General features: G+C 66.2%; 21 protein-coding genes. 19 read left to right on the top strand and 2 right to left on the bottom strand.

The window, feature by feature from the left end:
• Positions 1–6: 6 nt before the first annotated feature.
• From O5O53_RS10345 to O5O53_RS10275, 15 genes are all read left to right on the top strand, one after another.
• Complete coding sequence (locus O5O53_RS10345; RefSeq protein ID WP_269511874.1) at positions 7–1,170, top strand: MraY family glycosyltransferase; 1,164 nt, start codon at positions 7–9, stop codon at positions 1,168–1,170.
• Between the two features lie 19 nt (positions 1,171–1,189).
• Positions 1,190–1,588, top strand: coding sequence for a Cg1360 family ATP-synthase-associated protein (locus O5O53_RS10340; RefSeq protein ID WP_269511890.1), 399 nt, complete (start codon positions 1,190–1,192; stop codon positions 1,586–1,588).
• Positions 1,589–1,943: 355 nt separating this feature from the next.
• Positions 1,944–2,738, top strand: coding sequence for a F0F1 ATP synthase subunit A (gene atpB / locus O5O53_RS10335; RefSeq protein WP_181888242.1), 795 nt, complete (start codon positions 1,944–1,946; stop codon positions 2,736–2,738).
• A 97-nt stretch (positions 2,739–2,835) separates the two neighbouring features.
• Positions 2,836–3,081, top strand: coding sequence for an ATP synthase F0 subunit C (locus O5O53_RS10330; RefSeq protein WP_034999811.1), 246 nt, complete (start codon positions 2,836–2,838; stop codon positions 3,079–3,081).
• A 45-nt stretch (positions 3,082–3,126) separates the two neighbouring features.
• Positions 3,127–3,699 carry a F0F1 ATP synthase subunit B gene (locus tag O5O53_RS10325; RefSeq protein WP_269511873.1) on the top strand — a complete coding sequence of 191 codons (573 nt, stop codon included), beginning with the start codon at positions 3,127–3,129 and terminating at the stop codon, positions 3,697–3,699.
• A gap of 5 nt (positions 3,700–3,704) precedes the next feature.
• Positions 3,705–4,538 carry a F0F1 ATP synthase subunit delta gene (locus O5O53_RS10320; protein WP_239356190.1) on the top strand — a complete coding sequence of 278 codons (834 nt, stop codon included), beginning with the start codon at positions 3,705–3,707 and terminating at the stop codon, positions 4,536–4,538.
• Between the two features lie 8 nt (positions 4,539–4,546).
• Positions 4,547–6,211 carry a F0F1 ATP synthase subunit alpha gene (gene atpA, locus O5O53_RS10315; RefSeq protein ID WP_269511872.1) on the top strand — a complete coding sequence of 555 codons (1,665 nt, stop codon included), beginning with the start codon at positions 4,547–4,549 and terminating at the stop codon, positions 6,209–6,211.
• 51 nt (positions 6,212–6,262) lie between these two features.
• Entirely contained in the window at positions 6,263–7,231 is a 969-nt protein-coding gene (locus tag O5O53_RS10310) for a F0F1 ATP synthase subunit gamma (protein ID WP_269511871.1), read from the top strand.
• Positions 7,232–7,234: 3 nt separating this feature from the next.
• Complete coding sequence (gene atpD, locus O5O53_RS10305) at positions 7,235–8,746, top strand: F0F1 ATP synthase subunit beta (RefSeq protein ID WP_236883397.1); 1,512 nt, start codon at positions 7,235–7,237, stop codon at positions 8,744–8,746.
• Positions 8,747–8,757: 11 nt separating this feature from the next.
• Entirely contained in the window at positions 8,758–9,126 is a 369-nt protein-coding gene (locus O5O53_RS10300) for a F0F1 ATP synthase subunit epsilon (protein WP_194989527.1), read from the top strand.
• A gap of 140 nt (positions 9,127–9,266) precedes the next feature.
• The gene (locus O5O53_RS10295; protein ID WP_070474850.1) at positions 9,267–9,731 is read left to right on the top strand and encodes a DUF2550 domain-containing protein; all 465 of its coding nucleotides are present in this window, start codon (positions 9,267–9,269) and stop codon (positions 9,729–9,731) included.
• A gap of 22 nt (positions 9,732–9,753) precedes the next feature.
• On the top strand, positions 9,754–10,446 hold the full coding sequence (gene nucS / locus O5O53_RS10290; protein ID WP_269511869.1) for an endonuclease NucS: 693 nt from the start codon (positions 9,754–9,756) through the stop codon (positions 10,444–10,446).
• Positions 10,446–10,733, top strand: coding sequence for an Rv1322 family protein (locus O5O53_RS10285; RefSeq protein WP_269511868.1), 288 nt, complete (start codon positions 10,446–10,448; stop codon positions 10,731–10,733). The genes nucS and O5O53_RS10285 overlap by 1 nt, the downstream gene beginning before the upstream one ends.
• A gap of 10 nt (positions 10,734–10,743) precedes the next feature.
• Positions 10,744–11,046 (top strand): MTH1187 family thiamine-binding protein, encoded by a 303-nt coding sequence (locus O5O53_RS10280; RefSeq protein ID WP_034999836.1) that lies wholly within the window; start codon positions 10,744–10,746, stop codon positions 11,044–11,046.
• Position 11,047: 1 nt separating this feature from the next.
• Positions 11,048–11,881 (top strand): tetratricopeptide repeat protein, encoded by an 834-nt coding sequence (locus tag O5O53_RS10275; RefSeq protein ID WP_269511867.1) that lies wholly within the window; start codon positions 11,048–11,050, stop codon positions 11,879–11,881.
• Here O5O53_RS10275 and glgB read toward each other — a convergent pair.
• Both glgB and O5O53_RS10265 read right to left on the bottom strand, forming a co-directional pair.
• Entirely contained in the window at positions 11,878–14,067 is a 2,190-nt protein-coding gene (gene glgB, locus O5O53_RS10270) for a 1,4-alpha-glucan branching protein GlgB (protein ID WP_269511866.1), read from the bottom strand. The genes O5O53_RS10275 and glgB overlap by 4 nt on opposite strands.
• An 8-nt stretch (positions 14,068–14,075) precedes the next feature.
• Positions 14,076–16,103, bottom strand: a complete 2,028-nt coding sequence (locus tag O5O53_RS10265) for a maltotransferase domain-containing protein (protein ID WP_269511864.1) — start codon at positions 16,101–16,103, stop codon at positions 14,076–14,078.
• Between the two features lie 139 nt (positions 16,104–16,242).
• Between O5O53_RS10265 and O5O53_RS10260 the strand changes: the two genes are divergently transcribed.
• From O5O53_RS10260 to O5O53_RS10245, 4 genes are read left to right on the top strand one after another with little or no spacing between them, the layout of a single operon-like run.
• A complete protein-coding gene (locus tag O5O53_RS10260) occupies positions 16,243–17,037 on the top strand; it encodes an ABC transporter ATP-binding protein (RefSeq protein WP_194989535.1) in 795 nt (264 codons plus the stop codon).
• Between the two features lie 18 nt (positions 17,038–17,055).
• Positions 17,056–17,931: an NUDIX hydrolase gene (locus O5O53_RS10255; RefSeq protein ID WP_269511862.1), complete on the top strand. Its 876-nt coding sequence runs from the start codon at positions 17,056–17,058 to the stop codon at positions 17,929–17,931.
• Entirely contained in the window at positions 17,921–19,060 is a 1,140-nt protein-coding gene (locus tag O5O53_RS10250; RefSeq protein WP_269511861.1) for a THUMP-like domain-containing protein, read from the top strand. Before O5O53_RS10255 ends, O5O53_RS10250 begins: the two co-directional genes overlap by 11 nt.
• A gap of 10 nt (positions 19,061–19,070) precedes the next feature.
• Positions 19,071–20,180 (top strand): cysteine desulfurase family protein, encoded by a 1,110-nt coding sequence (locus tag O5O53_RS10245; protein ID WP_269511859.1) that lies wholly within the window; start codon positions 19,071–19,073, stop codon positions 20,178–20,180.
• The last annotated feature ends 15 nt before the right edge of the window (positions 20,181–20,195 follow it).

Here is a 20,195-nt window from a genome sequence, read left to right as displayed (position 1 = left end):
CCGCCGATGAACGCCTCCGGTGTTCCGCTGCGTGAGCTGGGACTTGTCCTGCTCGTGGCGGCCGCAGTCACGTACCTGGCCACCGGGCCGGTGCGGTCCATGCTCGTGCGCACGGGCAGGGTGGCGGAGATCCGCCAGCGCGACGTGCACACGCAGCCGACCCCGTCGCTAGGCGGGCTGGCGATGTTCACGGGCTTCTTGGCGGCCTACGGGCTCGCGCAGCAGTTGCCGGCGCTGACACGCGGGTTCGCCCCCGTCACCCCGGAAATGACTGCGGTACTGGTGGGCGGGCTCGCCATCGTGCTCGTCGGCGTGGTGGACGACCTGTACGAGCTGCGCGCGCTGACCAAGCTAATCGGGCAGTTCGCCGCCGCGATCATCATGACCGCGCTGGGCATTATCTTCACCGTGTTCTATCTGCCGTTCGGGGAAGGCACCACGCTCATCCTGGATCAAGCCCAGGGCATGGTCTTGAGCGCGCTGTTTACGGTGCTGCTCATCAACGCAGTGAACTTCGTCGACGGCATCGACGGGCTCGCCGCCGGGCTGGGCATGATCGCGGGCTCTGCGATCCTGATCTACTCGCTGGCGGTGCTCCACGACCAAGGCGGAGCGGTCTCCGCCTACCCGCCGGCGATCATCTGCGCGATCCTGGTGGGGATCTGCGCGGGATTTTTGCCCCACAACTTCGAGCCCGCGCGCATCTTCATGGGCGACTCCGGGGCGATGCTGATCGGGCTGCTGCTCGCCGCGGCGTCGATTTCGGCATCCGGCAAGATCAACATGTCGCTCTACGGCGCCGCCGACCTAGTGGCGCTGGTCAGCCCGATCATCGTTGTGCTGGCCGCGATCGCGCTGCCAGTGCTGGACCTGGTGTGGGCCGTGATCCGCCGCACCGCGCGCGGGCAGAGCCCGTTTGCCGCGGACGCAGGGCACATCCACCACCGCCTACTTCGGCTCGGGCACACGCACCGCCGCACCGTGCTGGTGCTCTACATGTGGGTCTCCGCCGTCGCCTTCGGTGCAGTGAGCTTTTCCGTGGTGCCGTTCAAAATCGCGGCGTCGTTAAGCGTGGCGGCGCTGCTGGTTGCGTTTTTGCTCACGCTGGTGCCCTTGGCCAAGGGAAAGATCGGCCCGGCAGGTAGGATGACGCAGCGTGAAACCGCTTGAAGTCAACGACGCTAACGCCATGACCGACCACCGCAAGCCTCTCGTGCGCGCGCTGAAGGTGGCCAGCTGGGCGCTCGTGGTGCTCACTGTGGTCGCGCTGATGGGGTGGGGCGCCGCCCGCGACCTGCCCGGCATCTGGGCCGCGCTGATGGGCGTCGCAGTGGGCGGAAGCTTCGTGCTGCTCACCGCCGCAACCGTGTTGGCCACCTCGAACTCCACCCCGAATGCCACGATGGCGATCGTGCTCGGCGGCTGGCTGCTCAAGATGGGTGTGCTGGTGCTGTTTTTCCTGTGGATCCGCGGCTTCGACTTCTACGACCACCAGGCGTTCGGCATCACCACGATGGTGGCCCTAGTTGTCGCTCTGGGTGCCGAAACCTGGGGCTTGATCACCACCCGCACCACCTACCTGGATTAGAGGTACGCGCAAGCTGTGACAGACCTAACAGCAGGGCGGAAAAGCGTCCGAGCTGGGTAGTTGCCCGGTTTCGTGGGTTGGGGTGGTGCGTCGGGGGGACAACTACACAGGTAAAACCTACTTTGCGCGGACGGCCTGTTAGGATTACCGCTGGGTTTGTTCCGAGTCGATATTAACCCTCGTAAGCAGGGGAAACCGGCGTAAGAACGACATCCCCTGCCCCCGCGGAAGCAGATGTGCGACGGAGTCCGCCGCGGAGGCAGTCTTTGTTGAAGACGTCCATCGCACCGCGCACCGAGCGCATCGGAGCGCGGCCCGAGAACGGGAGAGAACGCTGAGCGTTACAACTTTGGCCATGAAGGGTGAATTCCACGCACCTTCGCTTGGTCCAGAATTTTTCCCGGGGCAGACGTACGGCCAGCTCATTGGCGAAGACTTCGCTAATGGGTGGTTCGCACTCGATCGCATCATGCTCGTCCGCCTGTTCATGGCGGCGATTTTGGTGCTCCTCTTTGTTATTGCCTTCCGGAACCCGAAGCTGGTTCCCAAGGGCTTGCAGAATGTCGCCGAGATCGGTGTCGATTTCGTCCGCGTGCATATCGCGGAGGACACGCTGGGGAAGAAGGACGGCAAGCGGTTCCTGCCGCTGCTGTGCACCATCTTCTTCACCACGCTGTTCATGAACGTCGCAACGATCATCCCGGGCCTGAACATCTCGCCTAACGCACGTATCGGCATGCCGATCGTCATGGCGGTTGCGGCCTACATCGCGATGATTTACGCCGGCGTGAAGCGCTACGGCATCGCATACTTCAAGCACTCGACCGTGATTCCCGGCCTTCCGCCGCTGCTCCACCTTCTGGTGGTGCCGATCGAGTTCTTCTCGACGTTTATTCTGCGTCCGGTCACCCTGGCTCTTCGTCTTATGGCGAACTTCCTGGCTGGCCACATCATTCTCGTCCTGCTGTACTCCGCCACGAACTTCTTCTTCTGGCAGCTGAACGCATGGACGGCAGTGAGTGGCCTGACCCTCATCGCAGCGCTGCTGTTCACCGCATACGAGTTGATCATCATCTTCCTGCAGGCGTACATCTTCGCTCTGCTGACTGCGGTGTACATCGAGCTGTCGCTGCACGCGGATGCGCACTAACAAAGCGCGACCACACGGCCAACTGAATAACCCCACCATCTGTCACTCGCTCACCCGCACCCCGCGGGGGAGCACCTAGAAAGGGAACGACTTTCACATGAACGACATCATTCTTGCTCAGGCAGCGGAGACCGTGAACCGCTACGAGGGTCTCGGCACCATCGGCTACGGCCTCGCAACCATCGGCCCGGGCATCGGCATCGGCATGCTCGTCGGCAAGACCGTCGAGGGCATGGCTCGCCAGCCGGAGATGGCTGGCCAGCTGCGCACCACCATGTTCCTGGGTATCGCCTTCGTTGAGGCGCTTGCCCTGATCGGCCTCGTCGCCGGCTTCCTGTTCTAAAAACACGAACGAGTAACCCGTACATTTTTAGATCAGGAGCAACCAATGACTGACGTCACTGCATTCCTCGCTGCCGCAGAGGCCAGCGAGAAGCTGCCGCTGGAGAAGGAACCTTCCATTCTTCTGCCGGCAGCGTACGACGTGGTTTGGTCTCTTGTCGTTTTCATCATCGTCGGCCTACTTTTTGCGAAGTACGTCATTCCGAAGTTCCAGGAAGTGCTGGCGGAGCGCGAAGACCGAATCAAGGGTGGCATCGAGCGTGCTGAGGTCGCCCAGAAAGAAGCCAAGGCTGCCCTGGAGAAGAACAACGCCGAGCTTGCGGAGGCGCGCCACGAGGCCGCTGAGATCCGTGAAGCCGCCCGCACCCGCGGCAAGGAAATCGAGGCTGAGTCTCGTGCCCGCGCCGAGGAAGAGGCCCGCCGCATCATCGAGTCCGGTGAGAAGCAGCTGCAGGCCTCCCGCGAGCAGGTTGTCGCTGAGCTGCGCAACGAGATGGGCCAGAACTCCATCTCGCTGGCTGAGCGTCTGCTGGGCACCGAGCTGTCGGATTCGACCCGCCGCTCGAACACGATCGACGAGTTCCTGAGCGAGCTCGACCACGTGTCGACGAGGAAGTAGGCGAGATGAAGGCAGCTAGTCGCGAAGCACAGTCGCACGTTACGGGCAAGCTCGAGGAGCTGATCCGGAACGCCGACAATTCCGTCGCCGTGGCTGCGCAGATCGGTACCGAGCTGTTCCTCACCGTGGACCAGCTCGACACCGAGCGCGCGCTGCGTATCGCCGTGGCCGACACGTCGCTGGAGTCCTCGCAGCGCGAGGGCATAATTCGCGACGTCTTCGGCAACAAGGTTGCGGAGCCCACCCTGAACATCCTCACCGCTGCGGCGCAGCAGGAGTGGTCGACCCCGCGCGAGTTCCGCGCCGGTCTGGTCAACCTCGGCCGTCATGCGCTGGAGCTGGGTGCCAAGGAGCAGGGCCAGCTGGAGCAGGTGGAAAACGAGCTGTACCAGCTCTCCACGCTGCTCGAAGGGGAGAAGGAGCTGACCCAGCTGCTCTCCGACCGCACCGCGACCCCGGCGCAGAAGCGCGGACTGTTGGCTAGCGTGATTTACGGCAAGGTGACGATGTTCACCGAGGCACTGGCATTGCAGGTTATCGGCCGCCCCAACCACAACCCCGTCGACGACTTGGCCGAGCTGGCCGCGGGCGTCGCGGAGCTGCGTGGCAAGGCTGTCGCACGCGTGAAGGCCGCTGAGGCACTCAGCGACACCCAGCGCGATGCACTGGCCCGCAAGCTGGAGCAGATTTACGGTCGCGAGATGGCCATCCACTCTGAGGTTGACCCCAGCCTCCTCGGCGGAATGGTTGTCCGTGTGGGCGATGAGGTCATCGACGGTTCGACGCGCGGGAAGATTAACCGCCTGCGCACCGACATGGCGGCCCAGGCGACCAAATAGAAAACAACATGCTGGAAGAAACTACCGAGAGCAGGAAGAACATGGCGGAGCTGACGATCTCCTCCGATGAGATCCGTAGCGCGATAGCGAACTACACCTCGAGCTACTCCGCGGAGGCCTCCCGTGAGGAGGTCGGCGTGGTGACTTCGGCTGCAGATGGTATTGCCCAGGTTTCCGGGCTGCCAGGTTGCATGACGAACGAGCTGCTCGAGTTCCCGAACGGCGTCATCGGCGTCGCACAGAACCTCGAGACCGATTCCATCGGTGTCGTGGTGCTGGGTAATTTTGAGACCCTTTCCGAGGGCGACGAAGTCAAGCGGACGGGCGAGGTTCTCTCGATCCCGGTCGGCGAGAACTTCCTCGGCCGCGTGATCAACCCCCTGGGCCAGCCGATTGACGGCCTGGGCCCCATCGAGTCCAACGAAGAGCGTGCCTTGGAGCTCCAGGCCGCAAGCGTGCTCGACCGCCAGCCGGTCGAGGAGCCGCTGCAGACCGGCCTCAAGGCGATCGACGCCATGACGCCGATCGGCCGCGGCCAGCGTCAGCTCATCATTGGCGACCGCAAGACCGGCAAGACCGCAGTCTGCATCGACACCATCCTCAACCAGAAGGAATTCTGGGAGACCGGTGACCCGTCGAAGCAGGTGCGCTGCATCTACGTCGCCGTCGGCCAGAAGGGCTCCACCATCGCCGGTGTGCGCCAGACTCTGGAGGACAACGGCGCACTGGAGTACACCACCATCGTGGCGGCTCCGGCATCCGACTCCGCAGGCTTCAAGTGGCTGGCACCGTTCTCCGGCGCCGCCCTGGGCCAGCACTGGATGTACCAGGGCAAGCACGTCCTGGTGATCTACGATGACCTGACCAAGCAGGCCGAGGCATACCGTGCCATCTCCCTGCTGCTGCGCCGCCCGCCGGGCCGCGAGGCATACCCGGGCGATGTGTTCTACCTGCACTCCCGCCTGCTGGAGCGTGCCGCCAAGCTCAACGACGAGCTCGGTGCCGGCTCCCTGACCGCGCTGCCGATCATCGAGACGAAGGCGAACGACGTGGGCGCCTTCATTCCGACCAACGTCATCTCGATTACCGACGGCCAGGTCTTCCTGCAGTCTGACCTCTTCAACCAGGGCGTGCGCCCGGCTATCGACGTGGGCATCTCCGTGTCCCGTGTCGGTGGCGCCGCGCAGACCAAGGGCATGAAGAAGGTTGCCGGTAACCTCCGTCTTGACCTCGCCGCATACCGCGACCTGGAGGCCTTCGCGGCCTTCGCGTCCGACCTCGACGCCGCTTCCAAGAAGCAGCTCGAGCGCGGCCAGCGTCTGGTGGAGCTGCTGAAGCAGTCCGAGAACTCTCCGCAGGCAGTCGAGTACCAGATAATCTCGATCTGGTCCGCGAACGAGGGCGTTTTCGACGTCGTTCCCGTCGAGGATGTCCGCCGCTACGAGGAAGAGCTGCACGAGGCCATCCGCGCCAACGCACCGCAGGTCTACGACCAGATTGCGGGCGGCAAGCAGCTTGACGACGACTCTCAGGCCGCGATCCTGCGCATCAACGAGGACCTGGCGCGTAACTTCCAGGCTTCCTCCGGCGAGCGCATCGTCCGCGAGGCCGAGGCGGAGCCGCTCGACTCCAAGCACGTGGCCAAGAACCAGCTCAACGTCAGCCGCTCCTAGTGCGCGTGCAACGCGACTAGGACTACTACATAAAGGAAGGGAGGAAACACCATGGCAACGCTTCGCGAATTGCGCGACCGCATCAGGTCCGTCAACTCAACGAAGAAGATTACGAAGGCCCAGGAGCTGATCGCCACCGCGCAGATCACCAAGGCCCAGCAGCGCGTCGAGGCGGCTAAGCCGTACGCCGACGAGCTGAAAGACGTCATGGAACGCCTCGCGTCCGCGAGCTCCCTGGCCCACCCCATGCTCCACGAGCGTGAGAACGGCCGGGTCGCGGCAATCCTCGTGGTCACTTCTGACCGCGGTATGGCCGGCGGTTACAACCACAACGTCCTGAAGAAGGCCGCGCAGCTGGAGCGCATGCTCACCGATGCCGGGTACGAGGTAGTGCGCTACGTCACCGGCAACAAGGGTGTCACGCACTTCAGGTTCCGCGACATGGACGTTGAAGGTTCTTGGACCGGGTTCTCGCAGCAGCCGTCGTGGGATGACACCCACGGCGTGCGCCACCAGATCATCGACGGCTACATGGCAGGCTCCGAAGGCTCGGTGCCGCTGCGTGTCGACGGTGCCGAAGGTGCATCCGTGCGCGGCTTCGACGTCGTGCAGGTCGTCTACACCGAGTTCGTCTCCATGCTGTCGCAGGAGGCCCGGGTCACCCAGCTCCTGCCGATTGAGCCGGTGCTGGAGGAGTTCAAGTACGAGCAGCAGGACATGCTGACCACCTCCGGCGAGGTGGGCCCGGACATGAGCTTCGAGCCCGACGCTGACACGCTGATGGAAGAACTGCTTCCGGTGTACGTCTCCAGGTTGCTCTACTCGATCTTCCTGGAGTCCGCTGCAGCGGAGTCGGCATCGCGCCGCACGGCTATGAAGAACGCGACGGATAATGCTACGGAGCTGGCTAACGACCTGTCCCGTGAAGCTAACCAAGCCCGTCAGGCAAAGATCACCCAGGAAATCACCGAGATTATCGGCGGCGCTGGCGCGCTGTCCGGTAGTGGAGAAAGTGACTAAATCATGACTACTGCTCACTCTTTTGATGAGCGCAACGACGAGCTGGCGGGTGCGGCTTCTGAGACCGACACCGCACCGGCTCAGGTCGAGAACACTCAGAACCCGCGCGGTTCTGAGAACGGCCGTGTCGTGCGCGTCATCGGCGCAGTCGTCGACGTGGAGTTCCCGCGTGGCGAGCTGCCCGCTCTGTACAACGCGCTCGAGGTCGACATCGACCTCGGCGAGATGTCCAAGACCATCGTGCTCGAGGTCGCCCAGTTCCTGGGCGACAACCTCGTGCGCACCATCGCTATGGCGCCGACCGACGGCCTCGTCCGCGGCGCTAAGGTGGCAGACTCCGGCAACCCGATCTCCGTGCCGGTGGGCGACCAGGTGAAGGGCCACGTGTTCAACGCGCTCGGCCAGTGCCTGGACGACCCGTCGGTGGGCGAGAACGGCGAGCGCTGGGGCATCCACCGCGAGCCGCCGGCGTTCAAGGACCTCGAGGGTAAGACCGAGATCCTGGAGACCGGTATTAAGGTCATCGACCTGCTCACCCCGTACGTCAAGGGCGGCAAGATCGGCCTGTTCGGTGGCGCTGGTGTGGGCAAGACCGTGCTGATCCAGGAGATGATTACGCGTATTGCACGCGAGTTCTCCGGTACCTCGGTCTTCGCCGGCGTCGGCGAGCGCACCCGTGAGGGCACCGACCTGTTCCTCGAGATGGAGGACATGGGCGTGCTGCCGGATACCGCGCTTGTCTTCGGCCAGATGGATGAGCCGCCGGGGGTCCGTATGCGCGTGGCCCTGTCCGGCCTGACCATGGCGGAGTACTTCCGCGATGTGCAGAACCAGGACGTGCTGCTGTTCATCGACAACATCTTCCGCTTCACCCAGGCGGGCTCCGAGGTGTCGACCCTGCTGGGCCGCATGCCTTCCGCCGTGGGCTACCAGCCGACCCTGGCCGACGAGATGGGTGTGCTCCAGGAGCGCATTACCTCGACCAAGGGCCGTTCGATTACGTCGCTGCAGGCCGTCTACGTGCCGGCGGACGACTACACCGACCCGGCTCCGGCCACCACCTTCGCCCACCTCGACGCGACCACCGAGCTTTCCCGTTCGATCGCGTCGAAGGGCATCTACCCGGCCGTGGACCCGCTGACCTCCACGTCTCGTATCCTCGAGCCGGGCATCGTCGGCGAGCGCCACTACGCGGTCGCGCAGAAGGTGATCGGTATCCTGCAGAAGAACAAGGAGCTGCAGGACATCATCGCCATCCTCGGTATGGATGAGCTGTCCGAGGAAGACAAGATCACCGTGCAGCGCGCGCGTAAGATCCAGCGCTTCCTGGGCCAGAACTTCTTCGTCGCAAAGAAGTTCACCGGCGACGAGGGCTCCTACGTGCCGCTCGAGGAGACGATCGACGCGTTCGACCGTCTCTGCGAGGGCGAGTTCGACCACTACCCGGAGCAGGCCTTCAACGGCCTTGGCGGTCTGGACGACGTCGAGGCTGCGTACAAGAAGCTGCAGGCGTAGGAGGGTAGAAGATGGCTGAACTTACCGCTCAACTGGTCGCGGTCGACCGCATGCTCTGGAAAGGCCAGGCAAGCATCGTCACCGCCCAGACCACGGAGGGTGAGATCGGCATCCTTCCTGGCCACGAGCCGCTCCTTGGCCAGCTCAAGGACAACGGTGTGGTGACCATCCGCCCGACCGACGGCGAGCGCATCGTCGCCGCCGTCCAGGGTGGGTTCCTGTCCGTTGTGGGCGACAAGGTGACCATCTTGGCCGACTACGCGATCTTCGCCGACGAGGTTGACACCGCTGACGCGGAGTCCCACCTCCACGACGAGGACCGCGTTGTCAAGGCACGTTCCGAGGCGGAGCTCGCCGCGGTTCGCCGCCAGAGCCAGTAAAAGTCTCTGGCAAGGAAGGCATAGACGCCGACCGCCACGAACGCACCCCTTCCCGGGAAACCGGGAGGGGGTGTTTCGCATTTGTGCGATATGATCACTGGCAAATGTCTATCCAGCGTGGTCGAGGAGGTTGGGCCGGGATGATGGTCGTCGCAAGTGTTGCAGCGCTAGTCCTGGTAGTCCTCGCAGCGGCCGCGGGGTGGCGCTTTGCCATGGTGCGCAACTCCGGCGCGCGGGCGATGATGCGCGAGCTGCCGGCTGAGGGGATCCACGGCTGGCGGCATGGCGTGCTGCGCTACGACGGCGAGCGGCTGCTGTTTTTCAAGCTGCGCTCGCTGACGTTCCACCACGACGTGGAGCTGGATCGCCGCGGGGTGGAGTTCGAGGGGTTCAGGGACGTGACCGAGGGCGAACGCGAGTTCATGCCGGAGATCGGTCACGTCCTCCGCTTTACTGGCCCGCAGGGCGATTTCGAGTTCGCGGCGGACCGCCACACGGAGATGGGGCTGGTGTCGTGGGTGGAGGCGGCACCGGATGTGCGCCAGGAGCGTATCGACGTGCGTTCGCTGGCCCAGCGCGCGCAGCGCGATGCAAACCAGCGTTAAGGGCGGCTGTACCCTGACAGGCATGCGTCTAGTCATAGCCCGTTGCTCCGTGGATTACGTCGGCCGCCTGGATGCGCACCTGCCGGAGGCGATGCGTTTGATTCTGATCAAGGCGGACGGGTCTGTGTCCATCCACGCGGACGACCGCGCCTACAAGCCGCTGAACTGGATGACGCCGCCGTGCACCACCCGGGTGGAGCACGTGGTGGACGTGGACGGCGAGGACACCGGCGAAGAACTCTGGATCGTGGAGAACCCGAAGGGCGAGCAGCTTCGCATCACGGTCTCCGAGGTTGTGCTGGATGAAACGAAGGAGCTCGGCCAGGATCCGGGGCTGGTCAAAGACGGCGTGGAGTCCCACCTGCAGGAGCTTCTGGCGGAGCACATCACCACGCTCGGCGACGGCGTGACCCTGGTGCGCCGGGAGTACCCGACCGCGATCGGGCCGGTGGACATCCTTGCGCGCGACCCTGACGGAGGCACGCTGGCGGTGGAGGTGAAACGCCGCGGCGGCATCGACGGCGTGGAGCAGCTCAGCCGCTACGTGGAGCTGCTCAACCGCGACGACCTGCTGCGCCCGGTGCGCGGCGTGTTTGCAGCGCAGGAGATCAAGCCGCAGGCGCGCACGCTCGCGGGCGACCGCGGCTTCGAGTGCGTGACCCTGGACTACGACGAGCTGCGCGGCATCGAGTCCGCGGAGCTGCGCCTGTTCTGATGCCGCGCAGGAACCGTCGCCAGTATCAGGCGCCGCGGTACGTGCTGCCCAAAGACGGCTCCACGTTCATCGGCACCCAGGAGATGGAGGGGCCGAGCTGGACCAACGGGGAGATCTTCAAGGTCCGCCAGATCGGGTCGGCGGCTGCGACGAAGTACTACATCTGCCCGGGCTGCAACCAGAACATCCCACCCGGGGTGGCGCACGTGGTGGCGTGGCCGCGCGATACCGGCCGGGGCGCGGACGACCGGAGACACTGGCACAAGCACTGCTGGCAGCGGCGCTAGGATTGGCTGCATGATTGCAGCGTTTTCTGTGGCACCGACCATGACCGAAAATTCCAACGCGGAGATGTCCGACGTTGTCGCCCGGGCGGTGAAGGTGGTCCGCGAGTCGGGCCTGCCGCACGAGACCACGGCGATGTTCACCACCATTGAGGGGGAGTGGGACGAGGTCATGGACGTGATCAAACGGGCGACGCAGGCGGTGGAGGAGGTCTCCCCGCGCGTGTCGCTGGTGGTCAAGGCGGATATCCGCCCCGGCTACGAGAACATGCTGCAGCAGAAAGTGGAATCCCTGAACAAGCACTTGGAGGCGTAACATGACCAACCCGCAGTTCACCGGCGGCGCGATCGACCTGGGAGCGCTCGCGGACCGCAACGACGAGGCGCAGGGCGGCTTCGAGCCGTTCATCACGGTCACCGAGGCCAACGTTGAAAAGGACATCTTCGAGCGCTCCATGCAGATTCCCGTGGTGCTGCTCATCGGCACGCCGCGCAGCCCAGATTCGGAGAGCTTGAAGGCCCAGTTTGAGAAGTTGGCGGCGGGCCAGCGCGCCTTCTTGGTCGGCTACCTGGATGCGGACGCCACCCCGCAGGTCGCCCAAGCAATGGGCGTGCGCGTGCTGCCTACGGTGGTCGCGCTCGCGGGCGGGCGGCCGGTGGCCAACTTCGAGGGCAACCAGCCGGCGGACGAGCTCGAGCAGTGGGTTGGCGCTTTGGTCAGCCAGGTGGGCCCGCAGTTGCAGGGGCTTGCCGACGACACCACGCCCGCCGAGGACACCGAGGACCCCCGCCTGGACCGCGCCACGGAGGCGCTCAACGCCGGCGACTTCGACGCCGCCACGGCGGTCTACGACGAGATCCTCGCGGACGACCCAACCAACGCCGACATCAAGCAGGCGAAAGCGACCGTGGCCGTGCTCAAGAGGGTGCAGGGGCAGGGGGAGCCGGAGGGTGACGTCGAGAAGCTGCTGTGGCTCGCGGACAAGGAGTTTGTGGCAGGCCAGCCTGAGGCGGCCTTCGACCGCCTGCTGGAGCACGTCAAGGCCGAGCCGCGCGCCAAGGAGCGGCTGCTGGAGCTGCTGACGCTTTTGGAGCCGGGTGATCCGCGCGTGATCGCGGCGCGCACCCGGCTCGCCAGCGCCCTGTTCTAGCGGCGCAGGATGTAGTACTGCGCGCTCATCGCCGGCACGTGCAGCTCGGCGGACTGCTCGAAGCGGTCCCACTCGGTCGGCTCGGTGTGAAGCACCTGCGGCAGGTCGTTGCCGGCGCCGCCGTAGACGGCGTCGTCGGTGTTGACCAAAAGCTCCCACTCGCCGGCCTCGGGAAGCCCGAGGCGGTAGTTGGGCTGGGAGGCACCGGAGAGGTTCACCACGGCGAGCACCGGGGTGGCGTCCACGCCCCAGCGGATGTAGGCGAGGATGTTGTTCGCGGCGTCGTCGCCCTTGACCCACTGGAAGCCCATCGGGGTGTTGTCCTGCGAGTACAGCGCCGGGGTGTCGCGGTAGACGCGGTTTAAGTCGCGCACGAGGCGCTGGATGCCGCGGTGGTAGCCGTGGCCCCAGCTATCGGCAATGTTGTCCCAGTTGACGGAGTGGGCCTCGTCCCACTCGGTGGTCTGGCCCCACTCGCAGCCCATGAACAACAGCTGCTTGCCGGGGTGCGAGAACATGTAGCCGTACAGGGCGCGAAGGCCCGCGGCCTTGTTCCAGTCGTCGCCGGGCATGCGAGTCCACAGCGAGCCCTTCCCGTGGACCACTTCGTCGTGGCTAAAGGGCAGCACGTAGCGCTCGGAGAACGCGTAGACCAGCGAGAACGTGATCTCGTTGTGGTGGTAGGAGCGGTGGATGGGATCCAGGGAGAAGTACTCCAAGGTGTCGTTCATCCAGCCCATGTTCCACTTCAGCGAAAAGCCGAGTCCGTCGGCGTCGGTCTGCGCGGTCACGCCCGGCCAGGCGGTGGATTCCTCGGCGATGGTGAGCACGCCGGGGTGCTCGCGGTGCACGGTGGCGTTCATTTCCTGGAGGAACTGCACCGCCTCCCAGTGCTCGCGGCCGCCGTACTGGTTGGGCAGCCACTCGCCGGGTTCGCGGGAGTAGTCCAGGTAGAGCATGGAGGCCACGGCGTCCACGCGCAGGCCGTCCAGGTGGAACTCCTCGCACCAGTACAGGGCGTTAGCCACCAGGAAGTTGCGCACTTCGCGGCGGCCGAAGTCGAAGACATAGGTGCCCCAGTCTTTCTGCTCGCCGCGGCGCCAGTCGGGGTGCTCGTAGAGCGCGGTGCCGTCGAAACGCGCGAGCGCGAAGTCGTCTTTGGGGAAGTGGGCCGGCACCCAGTCCACCAGCACGCCGATGCCGTTGGCGTGCAGCGTGTCCACGAGTTTGCGGAACTCGTCCGGGCTGCCCCAGCGCGCGGTCGGGGCGTAGTAGCCGGTGACCTGGTAGCCCCAGGAGCCGCCGAAGGGGTGCTCCGCCACGGGCAGGAATTCCACGTGGGTGAAGCCGTTTTCCACCAGGTAGGGCACGAGCTCCTCGGTCAGCTGGGCGTAGTTGGAGCCCTGCTTCCAGGAGCCGATGTGGCACTCGTAGACGCTCATAGCGGAGTTGGTGGGGTCGATGCCGGCGCGCGCGTTGATCCACTCTTCGTCGGTCCACTCGAACTCGCTCGGCGCGGCCACCACGGAGACGGTCTCCGGCGGGGTGAGTGTCCGCTTAGCCAGCGGGTCGGCCTTGTCCACGCGGGTGCCGTCGGCGGTCTGGATGGCGTACTTGTAGGTGGCGCCGTCGCCGATGCCCGGGATGAAGACCTCCCACACACCGGAGGCACCCAATGAGCGCATGGGGTACTGGTTGGGGTTCCACCCGCAGAAGTCGCCGATGACGGCCACGCCCTGGGCGTTCGGCGCCCACACGGCAAAGGAGGTGCCGCTGACCTCGCCCAGGGAGGTCTCGTAGGAGCGCACGTTCGCGCCGAGGACCTCCCAGAGGCGTTCGTGGCGGCCCTCGTTGATCAAGTGCAGGTCCAGCGAGCCCAGGGTGGGCAGGAAGTGGTACGCGTCCGCCACAATGCGCGGTTCGGCACCCGGGTAGGTGACGCGGAAGCGGTAGTCGGGCGCGTGCTCGTCGTCAAGCGAGATTGCCCAGATGTCGTCGCCGATGAGCTCCATGGCGCGGGCGCCGTTGTGGATGAGCAGCTCCACGCGCTCGGCGCCGAGGAAGCGGGTGCGCACGACGGATCCTGCGCCCACGCGGTGCCAGCCGTAGAAATCGTGGGGCGCGTGGTGCTTGCACTCGATGAGGCGCTGGCGGTCGCCTTCGGGGATGAGCAGGTCGGTGTTCATGAGCTTCCTTAGGGACGGTAGTCGTGGTCTGAGATCTGACGGTACGCAAGTGCTTCTCGACGAACCGAAGGCACCTCCGGCAACCGGAAAATATGCGCGACGTTCTTCTCGGGTGCGAGGCGGATGAAGTTGCCGGTCTCGGCGGTGGTCCAGGTGTAGCGCTCGCCGGTGATCTGGTCGTGCACCTCGAAGGTTTCGCCGTCGTTGAGGCCGACCGCGGAGGCGTCGACACGCAGCATGCCCTCCTGGGTGGAGGAGGGATCCAGGTTGACCACCACGAGCACCGCGTTGCCGGTCTCCGCGTCGACCTTGGAGTAGGCGATGATGTTGTCGTTGGCGATGTCGTGGAAGCGGATCTGGCGCAGCTGCTGCAGCGCCGGGTTGTCGCGGCGGATGGTGTTGAGCAGCGTGAGGTACGGCTCAAGCGAGGCTCCCTTTTCCAGCGCGGCGGCGAAGTCGCGGTGGCGCAGCTGGTACTTCTCGCTGTCGTGGTACTCCTCGCTGCCTGCGGCCATGGGGCGGTCCTCGTAGAGCTCGTAGCCGGAGTAGACACCCCACAGCGGGCTCATGGTGGCGGCCAGGGTGGCGCGCAGCGCGAACGCCGCCGGGCCGCCCTGCTGCAGCGTGGCGTGCAGGATGTCGGGGGTGTTGACGAAGAGGTTGGGGCGGGAGACGTCGGCGACGTCCACGAGCAGCTGTGCGAAATCGGTCAGCTCCGCCTTCGTGGTCTTCCACGTGAAGTGGGTGTAGGACTGCGAGAACCCGGCCTTGGACAGCCCGTACATGCGCGGCGGGCGGGTGAACGCCTCCGCGAGGAAGATCACGTCCGGGTCGGTCTCGTGCACCTTCGCAATCAGCCAGTGCCAGAAATCCACCGGCTTGGTGTGGGGGTTGTCCACGCGGAAGGTGGTCACACCCAGGTCCACCCAGTACATGAGCACGCGGTAGATCTCCGCGTAGAGCTTCTCCGGGGCGTTGTCGAAGTTGAGCGGGTAGATGTCCTGGTACTTCTTGGGCGGGTTTTCGGCGTAAGCAATCGTGCCGTCGGCCAGGACGGTGAAAAACTCCGGGTGCTCTTTCGCCCACGGGTGGTCGGGGGCTGCCTGCAGCGCGAAGTCGAGGGCGATTTCCAGGCCCAGCTCGTTGGCGTGGTCCATCATGTCCAAGAACTCGTCCTCGCCGCCTAAGTTCGGGTCGAAGGCGTCGTGGCCGCCGTGCTTGGAGCCGATCGCCCACGGCGAGCCGACGTCGCCGTCTTCGGGGGTCAGCGTGTTGTTGCGGCCCTTGCGGTTGACCTCGCCGATGGGGTGGATCGGCGGGAAGTACACGGTGTCGAAGCCCATGTCGGCCACGCGCTGCAGCTGCGCCGCGGTGGTTTCCCACGTGCCGTGGACGGGGTTGCCCATCGCGTCCACGCCGCCGGTGGAGCGGGGGAACAGCTCGTACCAGGAGTTCACCAGCGCCTCGCGGCGCTCCACCAGGATATCGGCCACGGGTCCGCGTGTGACAAGCTCGCGCAGCGGGTACTCGGCCAACACGTCGCGCACTTCCTGCGAGACGCAGGGCGCGATGCGGTCGGCGAGCGGCAGCGTGTCGTCGAGAAGCAATGTGCGCGCGTTCTCCAGCACCTGCGGCGAGGGGGTCTGGGCGATGGCCGCAGCGAACAGGTCCGCGCCATGGGCGATGTCGTTGGCCAGTTCTTTCTCCGTCTGTCCCGCGGCGAGCTTCTTCTCCACCGCGTTGCGCCACGTGGCCATCACGTCGCTCCACGCGTCCACGCGGTAGCGCCACAGCCCCTTCTCGCGGGGGATGAAGATGCCGTGGACGTAATCCGGGCGGTAGACCTCCTGGTGCATCGGCACCGAGAACTGCTCGCCGGACGGCGAGACCAGCACCAGCGTCGCCGCGATGGCGTCGTGGCCCTCGCGCCACACCAGCGCCGAGATAGGCACTACCTCGCCGACCACCGCCTTCGCGGGCAACGTGCGACCGGAAACTTGGGGGCGCACATCGTCGATGCCAAAGCGAGCAACCATTTTTCAGACCCTCTCAACCTGCCTGCATTCCATTAGCCAGGGTAGCGCGGGCCTCCCACACACGCGGGCCGAAATAGGTAAAGATGGATGCGTGAATGCGAGTGAGGAATTGGTGACAGATCCGGACCTGCTGGTGGACATGCGCGACGTGGAGTTCATCCGCGGCGGCAACACCCTGGTGGGCCCCGTGACATGGCAGGTTGAGCTGGACGAGCGGTGGGTGGTCATCGGCCCCAACGGCGCCGGCAAGACCACCCTGATCCGCATGGCCTCGGCCCAGGAGTTCCCTTCCAAGGGCACCGTGTTCATCATCGGCGAGCGCGTCGGCGCCACCGACATGCGCGACCTGCGCGCGGCGATCGGCGTGACGTCGTCCGCGGTGGCGCAGCGCGTGCCGGACAACGAGAAGGTGGGCGACCTGGTCGTCTCCGCCGGCTACGCCATTTTGGGGCGCTGGCGCGAGGACTACGACGAGATGGATTACGAGCAAGCCCTCGAGGTGCTCGAGCAGGTCGGCGCGATCCACCTGATTGACCGCACTTGGGGCACGCTGTCCGACGGCGAGAAGAAGCGCGTGCTGGTCGCGCGCGCGGTGATGACCAACCCGGAGCTTCTGATCCTGGACGAGCCGGCCGCAGGCATGGACCTGGGCGGGCGCGAGGACCTGCTGGCCTACCTGGGCGATCTGGCCATGGACCCGGACGCACCGGCGATTGTCATGATCACCCACCACTTAGAGGAGATCCCGGCGGGCTTCACCCACGCCATGCTGTTGGACGAGGGAGAGGTGGTCGCCCAGGGGCTTATCGACGACGTGCTGACCTCCGAAAACGTCTCGCGCGCCTACCACCAGCCCATCGAAGTCACGGTGGATGAGGGCCGCTTTACTGCGCGCCGGGCTCGCGCCAAGCGCGGGGGTGCGCACCGGGCGTAAGCCTGGGGGTTTTCGGCCATGCCCACGAGAAGGAATCGCACCCAGGGCGTGCTGACGCACGACGTCGGCGACACCATCGACGTCCACGAGCGCAGCGGGTTTCAAGGTGCCCGCCTGTCCGCGACGGTGATGCTGCTTCGCGACGGTGCGGACGGGCTCGAGGTGTGGATGCAGGAGCGCGTGTTATCCATGCCGAATTACCCCGGGATCACCGTCTTTCCCGGCGGCGGGGTGGATTCGCGCGATTTTCCGCCGCGCGCGTGGGACGACGGCGAGCTGTGGCTCGGCCGCTCCGCCATTTCCCTGGCCCGCCAGCTGGGCGTGACCAAGTACAAGGCGCACGCGCTTCTGTTCGCGGCGGTTCGCGAACTGTTCGAGGAAACCGGCACGCTGCTCGCAGTGGACGACGACGGCGTGCTGCTGGGCGACGCGCGCCCCTTCCACGAGCACCGCCTGAAGCTGGAGTCGCACGAGCTTTCGCTTACCGACGTGCTCCGCGAGTCCAACCTCAACGTCTGCGCCGACCTGGTCAAACCGCTCGCGAGGTGGGTAGGCAAGTCTGAAAGCGGCAACTGGTTCGACACCTTCACCTTCGTCGCCGCCAACCCGGAGGGTCAGGAGCCGGATTCCAACACCGAGGAGGCGGACGACGCCAACTGGTTTCCGCCGCAACTGATCTTGGAGGGTTGGCGCCACGGATTGGTGCGCCTGGCGCCCTCGACGTGGGCGCAGCTGAACGAGGTGGCGCGCTTCGACGGAGCGGAAGAGGCGCTGGCCGCCGCGTGGCGCGCGGACTTGTCGCCGGTGGTGGGCGACCCGGTGGACGACCTGCGCTACCACGACTTCTTCTCGTTCACGCCGATGGACAGGATTGGACGCCGCGGTGGGATTTAGCGTTGCAGAAGCCCGCTTTTTGGCGGCGCACGCCGGGGAGATCGCCGACGTTGCGCCGGAGGTGGCGCTGACCAAGCAGTCGGTGTTCGCCGACCGCGCGGTGTTGGACGCCCGCTTCGGCGAGTACGCTCGCGCGGTCAGCGTGCTCATCTCCTCCCAGCGCGCGGCGGCGGGGAAGTTCCCAGGGGATTGGCTCACCGACGCCGACGCCGTCCAGCAGGCCACCCCGGCGCGCGTGGCGTGTGTGAGGGCGCAGCGGATTGCGGCGGCCGGGGTGGAGTTCGTCCACGACGTGACCTGCTCGGTGGGTTCAGAGGCGCCGGCGTTCCGCGAGGTTGGCATGAGTTGGCTCGGCTCTGACCTGGACGCCGCCCGCCTGGTCATGGCCCGCCACAACCTCGGGCCGGACGCCTGGCTGGCCCGCGCTGACGCGCTTGCGCCGGTGAGCGCGGGCGGGGCAGTGGTGGCCGACCCGGCGCGCCGGGCCGGCGGCAAGCGCATCACGGACCCGGCGAAGCTCCTGCCGCCGCTGCCGGACCTGCTGGCCGCGCACGCAGGCCGCGAGATGGCGGTCAAATGCGCGCCGGGCATCGACTACTCCGGGTGGGACGGGCTGGTCAGTGTCGTGTCCGTGGACGGGGGAGTCAAGGAGGCGTGCCTGTACACGACGGGGTTGGCGGGCGGAGCTCGCAGAGAAGCAGTAGTGCTCCGGGACTTCGACGAGCGCGTCACTGACGCCGAGCCGGACGAGGTGAAGGTCACCGGCCCGCGCAAATGGATCATCGAGCCGGACGGGGCGGTCGTGCGCGCCGGGCTGGTTCGGCAGTGGGCGGCGCGCCACGGGCTGAGCATGCTGGACGAACACATCGCCTACACCACGGGCGACGCGATCCCAGAGGGGTACAGCGGCTTCGAGTTCATCGAGGCGGTGCCGCTGCGCGCGCTGAAGAAGACGCTCGCCGGACACGGCGCGGGAAGCGCGGAGATCCTCGTGCGCGGGGTGGACGTGGACCCGGACCAGCTGCGCAAGAAGCTCAAGCTGCGCGGGGACAGGCAGATGGGCGTGGTGATCGCGCGCGTCGGCGACGACGCGGTGGCGCATGTGTGCGGCGCGCGCGTGCACGCCTAACCTTTGGGGCATGGTCTACCTCGATCACGCAGCCACCACCCCCATGCGCCAAAGCGCCATCGACGCGTGGGTGGAGCACGCAGGAGCGCTCAACGCCGGCAGCCAGCACGCCGCCGGGCGCAAGGCGAACGCGGTGCTCGCCGACGCCCGCGAGCGCATCGCTGCCGCCCTTGGCGCGGACCCGGTGGAGGTGGTGTTCACCGGCTCCGGCACCGAGGCGAACAACATCGGGGTGCGCGGGCTTCACGACGCCTCCGGCGGTGGCCGCGTCGTGTCCACCCCGATCGAGCACCCGGCCGTGCTCGAGGTAGTCAAGTCTCTGGGCCAGACCGAATGGCTGCCGGTGGGGCGAGACGGCGTGGTTTCGGATCTTGCCGCGCTGGATGCCCCGGCCGCGGTGTCGGCGGTGATGTGGGCGAACAACGAAACCGGCGCGATCCAGCCGGTGCACGAGGCGGTTGCGCGGGCCGGGGCCGCGGGCACCCCGGTGCACGTGGACGCGGTACAGGCGGTAGGCCACATTCCGGTGGACTTCCACGAGCTCGGCGCGGCCACGCTTGCGGCCAGCGCGCACAAGTTCGGCGGCCCGCGCGGTATGGGCCTGCTCCTGGCGCGTCGTTCGCCGGCGCCGAAGCCGGTGATCCTGGGCGGCGGGCAGGAGCGCGGCATCCGCTCCGGCACGGTGGACGTGGCCTCGGCCGCGGCCACGGCGGCGGCGCTGGAGGAAGCTGTCGCAGAGATGGGGCAGGAGCAACAGCGGATCGCGGACTTGCGCGATGCGGTAATTGCTGGGGTGAAAGAGGCGGTGCCGGAGGTGATCGTCGCAAAGCATGAGCCCTGCCTGCCGGGGCACGCGCACTTCATGTTCCCCGGGGCGAACGCGGACGCGCTGATCATGCTGCTGGATGCGCAGGGCATCCAGGTGTCGGCGGGATCGGCGTGCGCCAGCGGTGTGCTGCGCATGAGCCACGTGCTGGAGGCGATGGGGTTTTCCGAGCGCGAGGCGATGGGCGCGCTGCGCGTGACGGTGGGGCGGACGAACACGCGCGAGGACGTGGAGAAATTCCTCGCCGCGATCCCGGAGGTGGTGGAGCGGGCCCGCGCCGCCGGCGCGCTGTAACTCGCGTGTCGCGTG

Source organism: Corynebacterium faecium (assembly GCF_027257105.1).
GTDB classification, from domain to species: Bacteria; Actinomycetota; Actinomycetes; order Mycobacteriales; family Mycobacteriaceae; genus Corynebacterium; species Corynebacterium lehmanniae.
Note: the sequence above shows the minus strand (reverse complement) of the source record. Positions and strands in the feature narration are given on the sequence as shown.

Bases quoted from the DNA above. Each gene is read 5' to 3' on its own strand.
- O5O53_RS10345 (WP_269511874.1), top strand. From the start codon at position 7: ATGAACGCCTCCGGTGTTCCGCTGCGTGAGCTGGGACTTGTCCTGCTC.
- O5O53_RS10340 (WP_269511890.1), top strand. From the start codon at position 1,190: ATGACCGACCACCGCAAGCCTCTCGTGCGCGCGCTGAAGGTGGCCAGC.
- atpB (WP_181888242.1), top strand. From the start codon at position 1,944: ATGAAGGGTGAATTCCACGCACCTTCGCTTGGTCCAGAATTTTTCCCG.
- O5O53_RS10330 (WP_034999811.1), top strand. From the start codon at position 2,836: ATGAACGACATCATTCTTGCTCAGGCAGCGGAGACCGTGAACCGCTAC.
- O5O53_RS10325 (WP_269511873.1), top strand. From the start codon at position 3,127: ATGACTGACGTCACTGCATTCCTCGCTGCCGCAGAGGCCAGCGAGAAG.
- O5O53_RS10320 (WP_239356190.1), top strand. From the start codon at position 3,705: ATGAAGGCAGCTAGTCGCGAAGCACAGTCGCACGTTACGGGCAAGCTC.
- atpA (WP_269511872.1), top strand. From the start codon at position 4,547: ATGCTGGAAGAAACTACCGAGAGCAGGAAGAACATGGCGGAGCTGACG.
- O5O53_RS10310 (WP_269511871.1), top strand. From the start codon at position 6,263: ATGGCAACGCTTCGCGAATTGCGCGACCGCATCAGGTCCGTCAACTCA.
- atpD (WP_236883397.1), top strand. From the start codon at position 7,235: ATGACTACTGCTCACTCTTTTGATGAGCGCAACGACGAGCTGGCGGGT.
- O5O53_RS10300 (WP_194989527.1), top strand. From the start codon at position 8,758: ATGGCTGAACTTACCGCTCAACTGGTCGCGGTCGACCGCATGCTCTGG.
- O5O53_RS10295 (WP_070474850.1), top strand. From the start codon at position 9,267: ATGATGGTCGTCGCAAGTGTTGCAGCGCTAGTCCTGGTAGTCCTCGCA.
- nucS (WP_269511869.1), top strand. From the start codon at position 9,754: ATGCGTCTAGTCATAGCCCGTTGCTCCGTGGATTACGTCGGCCGCCTG.
- O5O53_RS10285 (WP_269511868.1), top strand. From the start codon at position 10,446: ATGCCGCGCAGGAACCGTCGCCAGTATCAGGCGCCGCGGTACGTGCTG.
- O5O53_RS10280 (WP_034999836.1), top strand. From the start codon at position 10,744: ATGATTGCAGCGTTTTCTGTGGCACCGACCATGACCGAAAATTCCAAC.
- O5O53_RS10275 (WP_269511867.1), top strand. From the start codon at position 11,048: ATGACCAACCCGCAGTTCACCGGCGGCGCGATCGACCTGGGAGCGCTC.
- glgB (WP_269511866.1), bottom strand. From the start codon at position 14,067: ATGAACACCGACCTGCTCATCCCCGAAGGCGACCGCCAGCGCCTCATC.
- O5O53_RS10265 (WP_269511864.1), bottom strand. From the start codon at position 16,103: ATGGTTGCTCGCTTTGGCATCGACGATGTGCGCCCCCAAGTTTCCGGT.
- O5O53_RS10260 (WP_194989535.1), top strand. From the start codon at position 16,243: ATGCGCGACGTGGAGTTCATCCGCGGCGGCAACACCCTGGTGGGCCCC.
- O5O53_RS10255 (WP_269511862.1), top strand. From the start codon at position 17,056: ATGCCCACGAGAAGGAATCGCACCCAGGGCGTGCTGACGCACGACGTC.
- O5O53_RS10245 (WP_269511859.1), top strand. From the start codon at position 19,071: ATGGTCTACCTCGATCACGCAGCCACCACCCCCATGCGCCAAAGCGCC.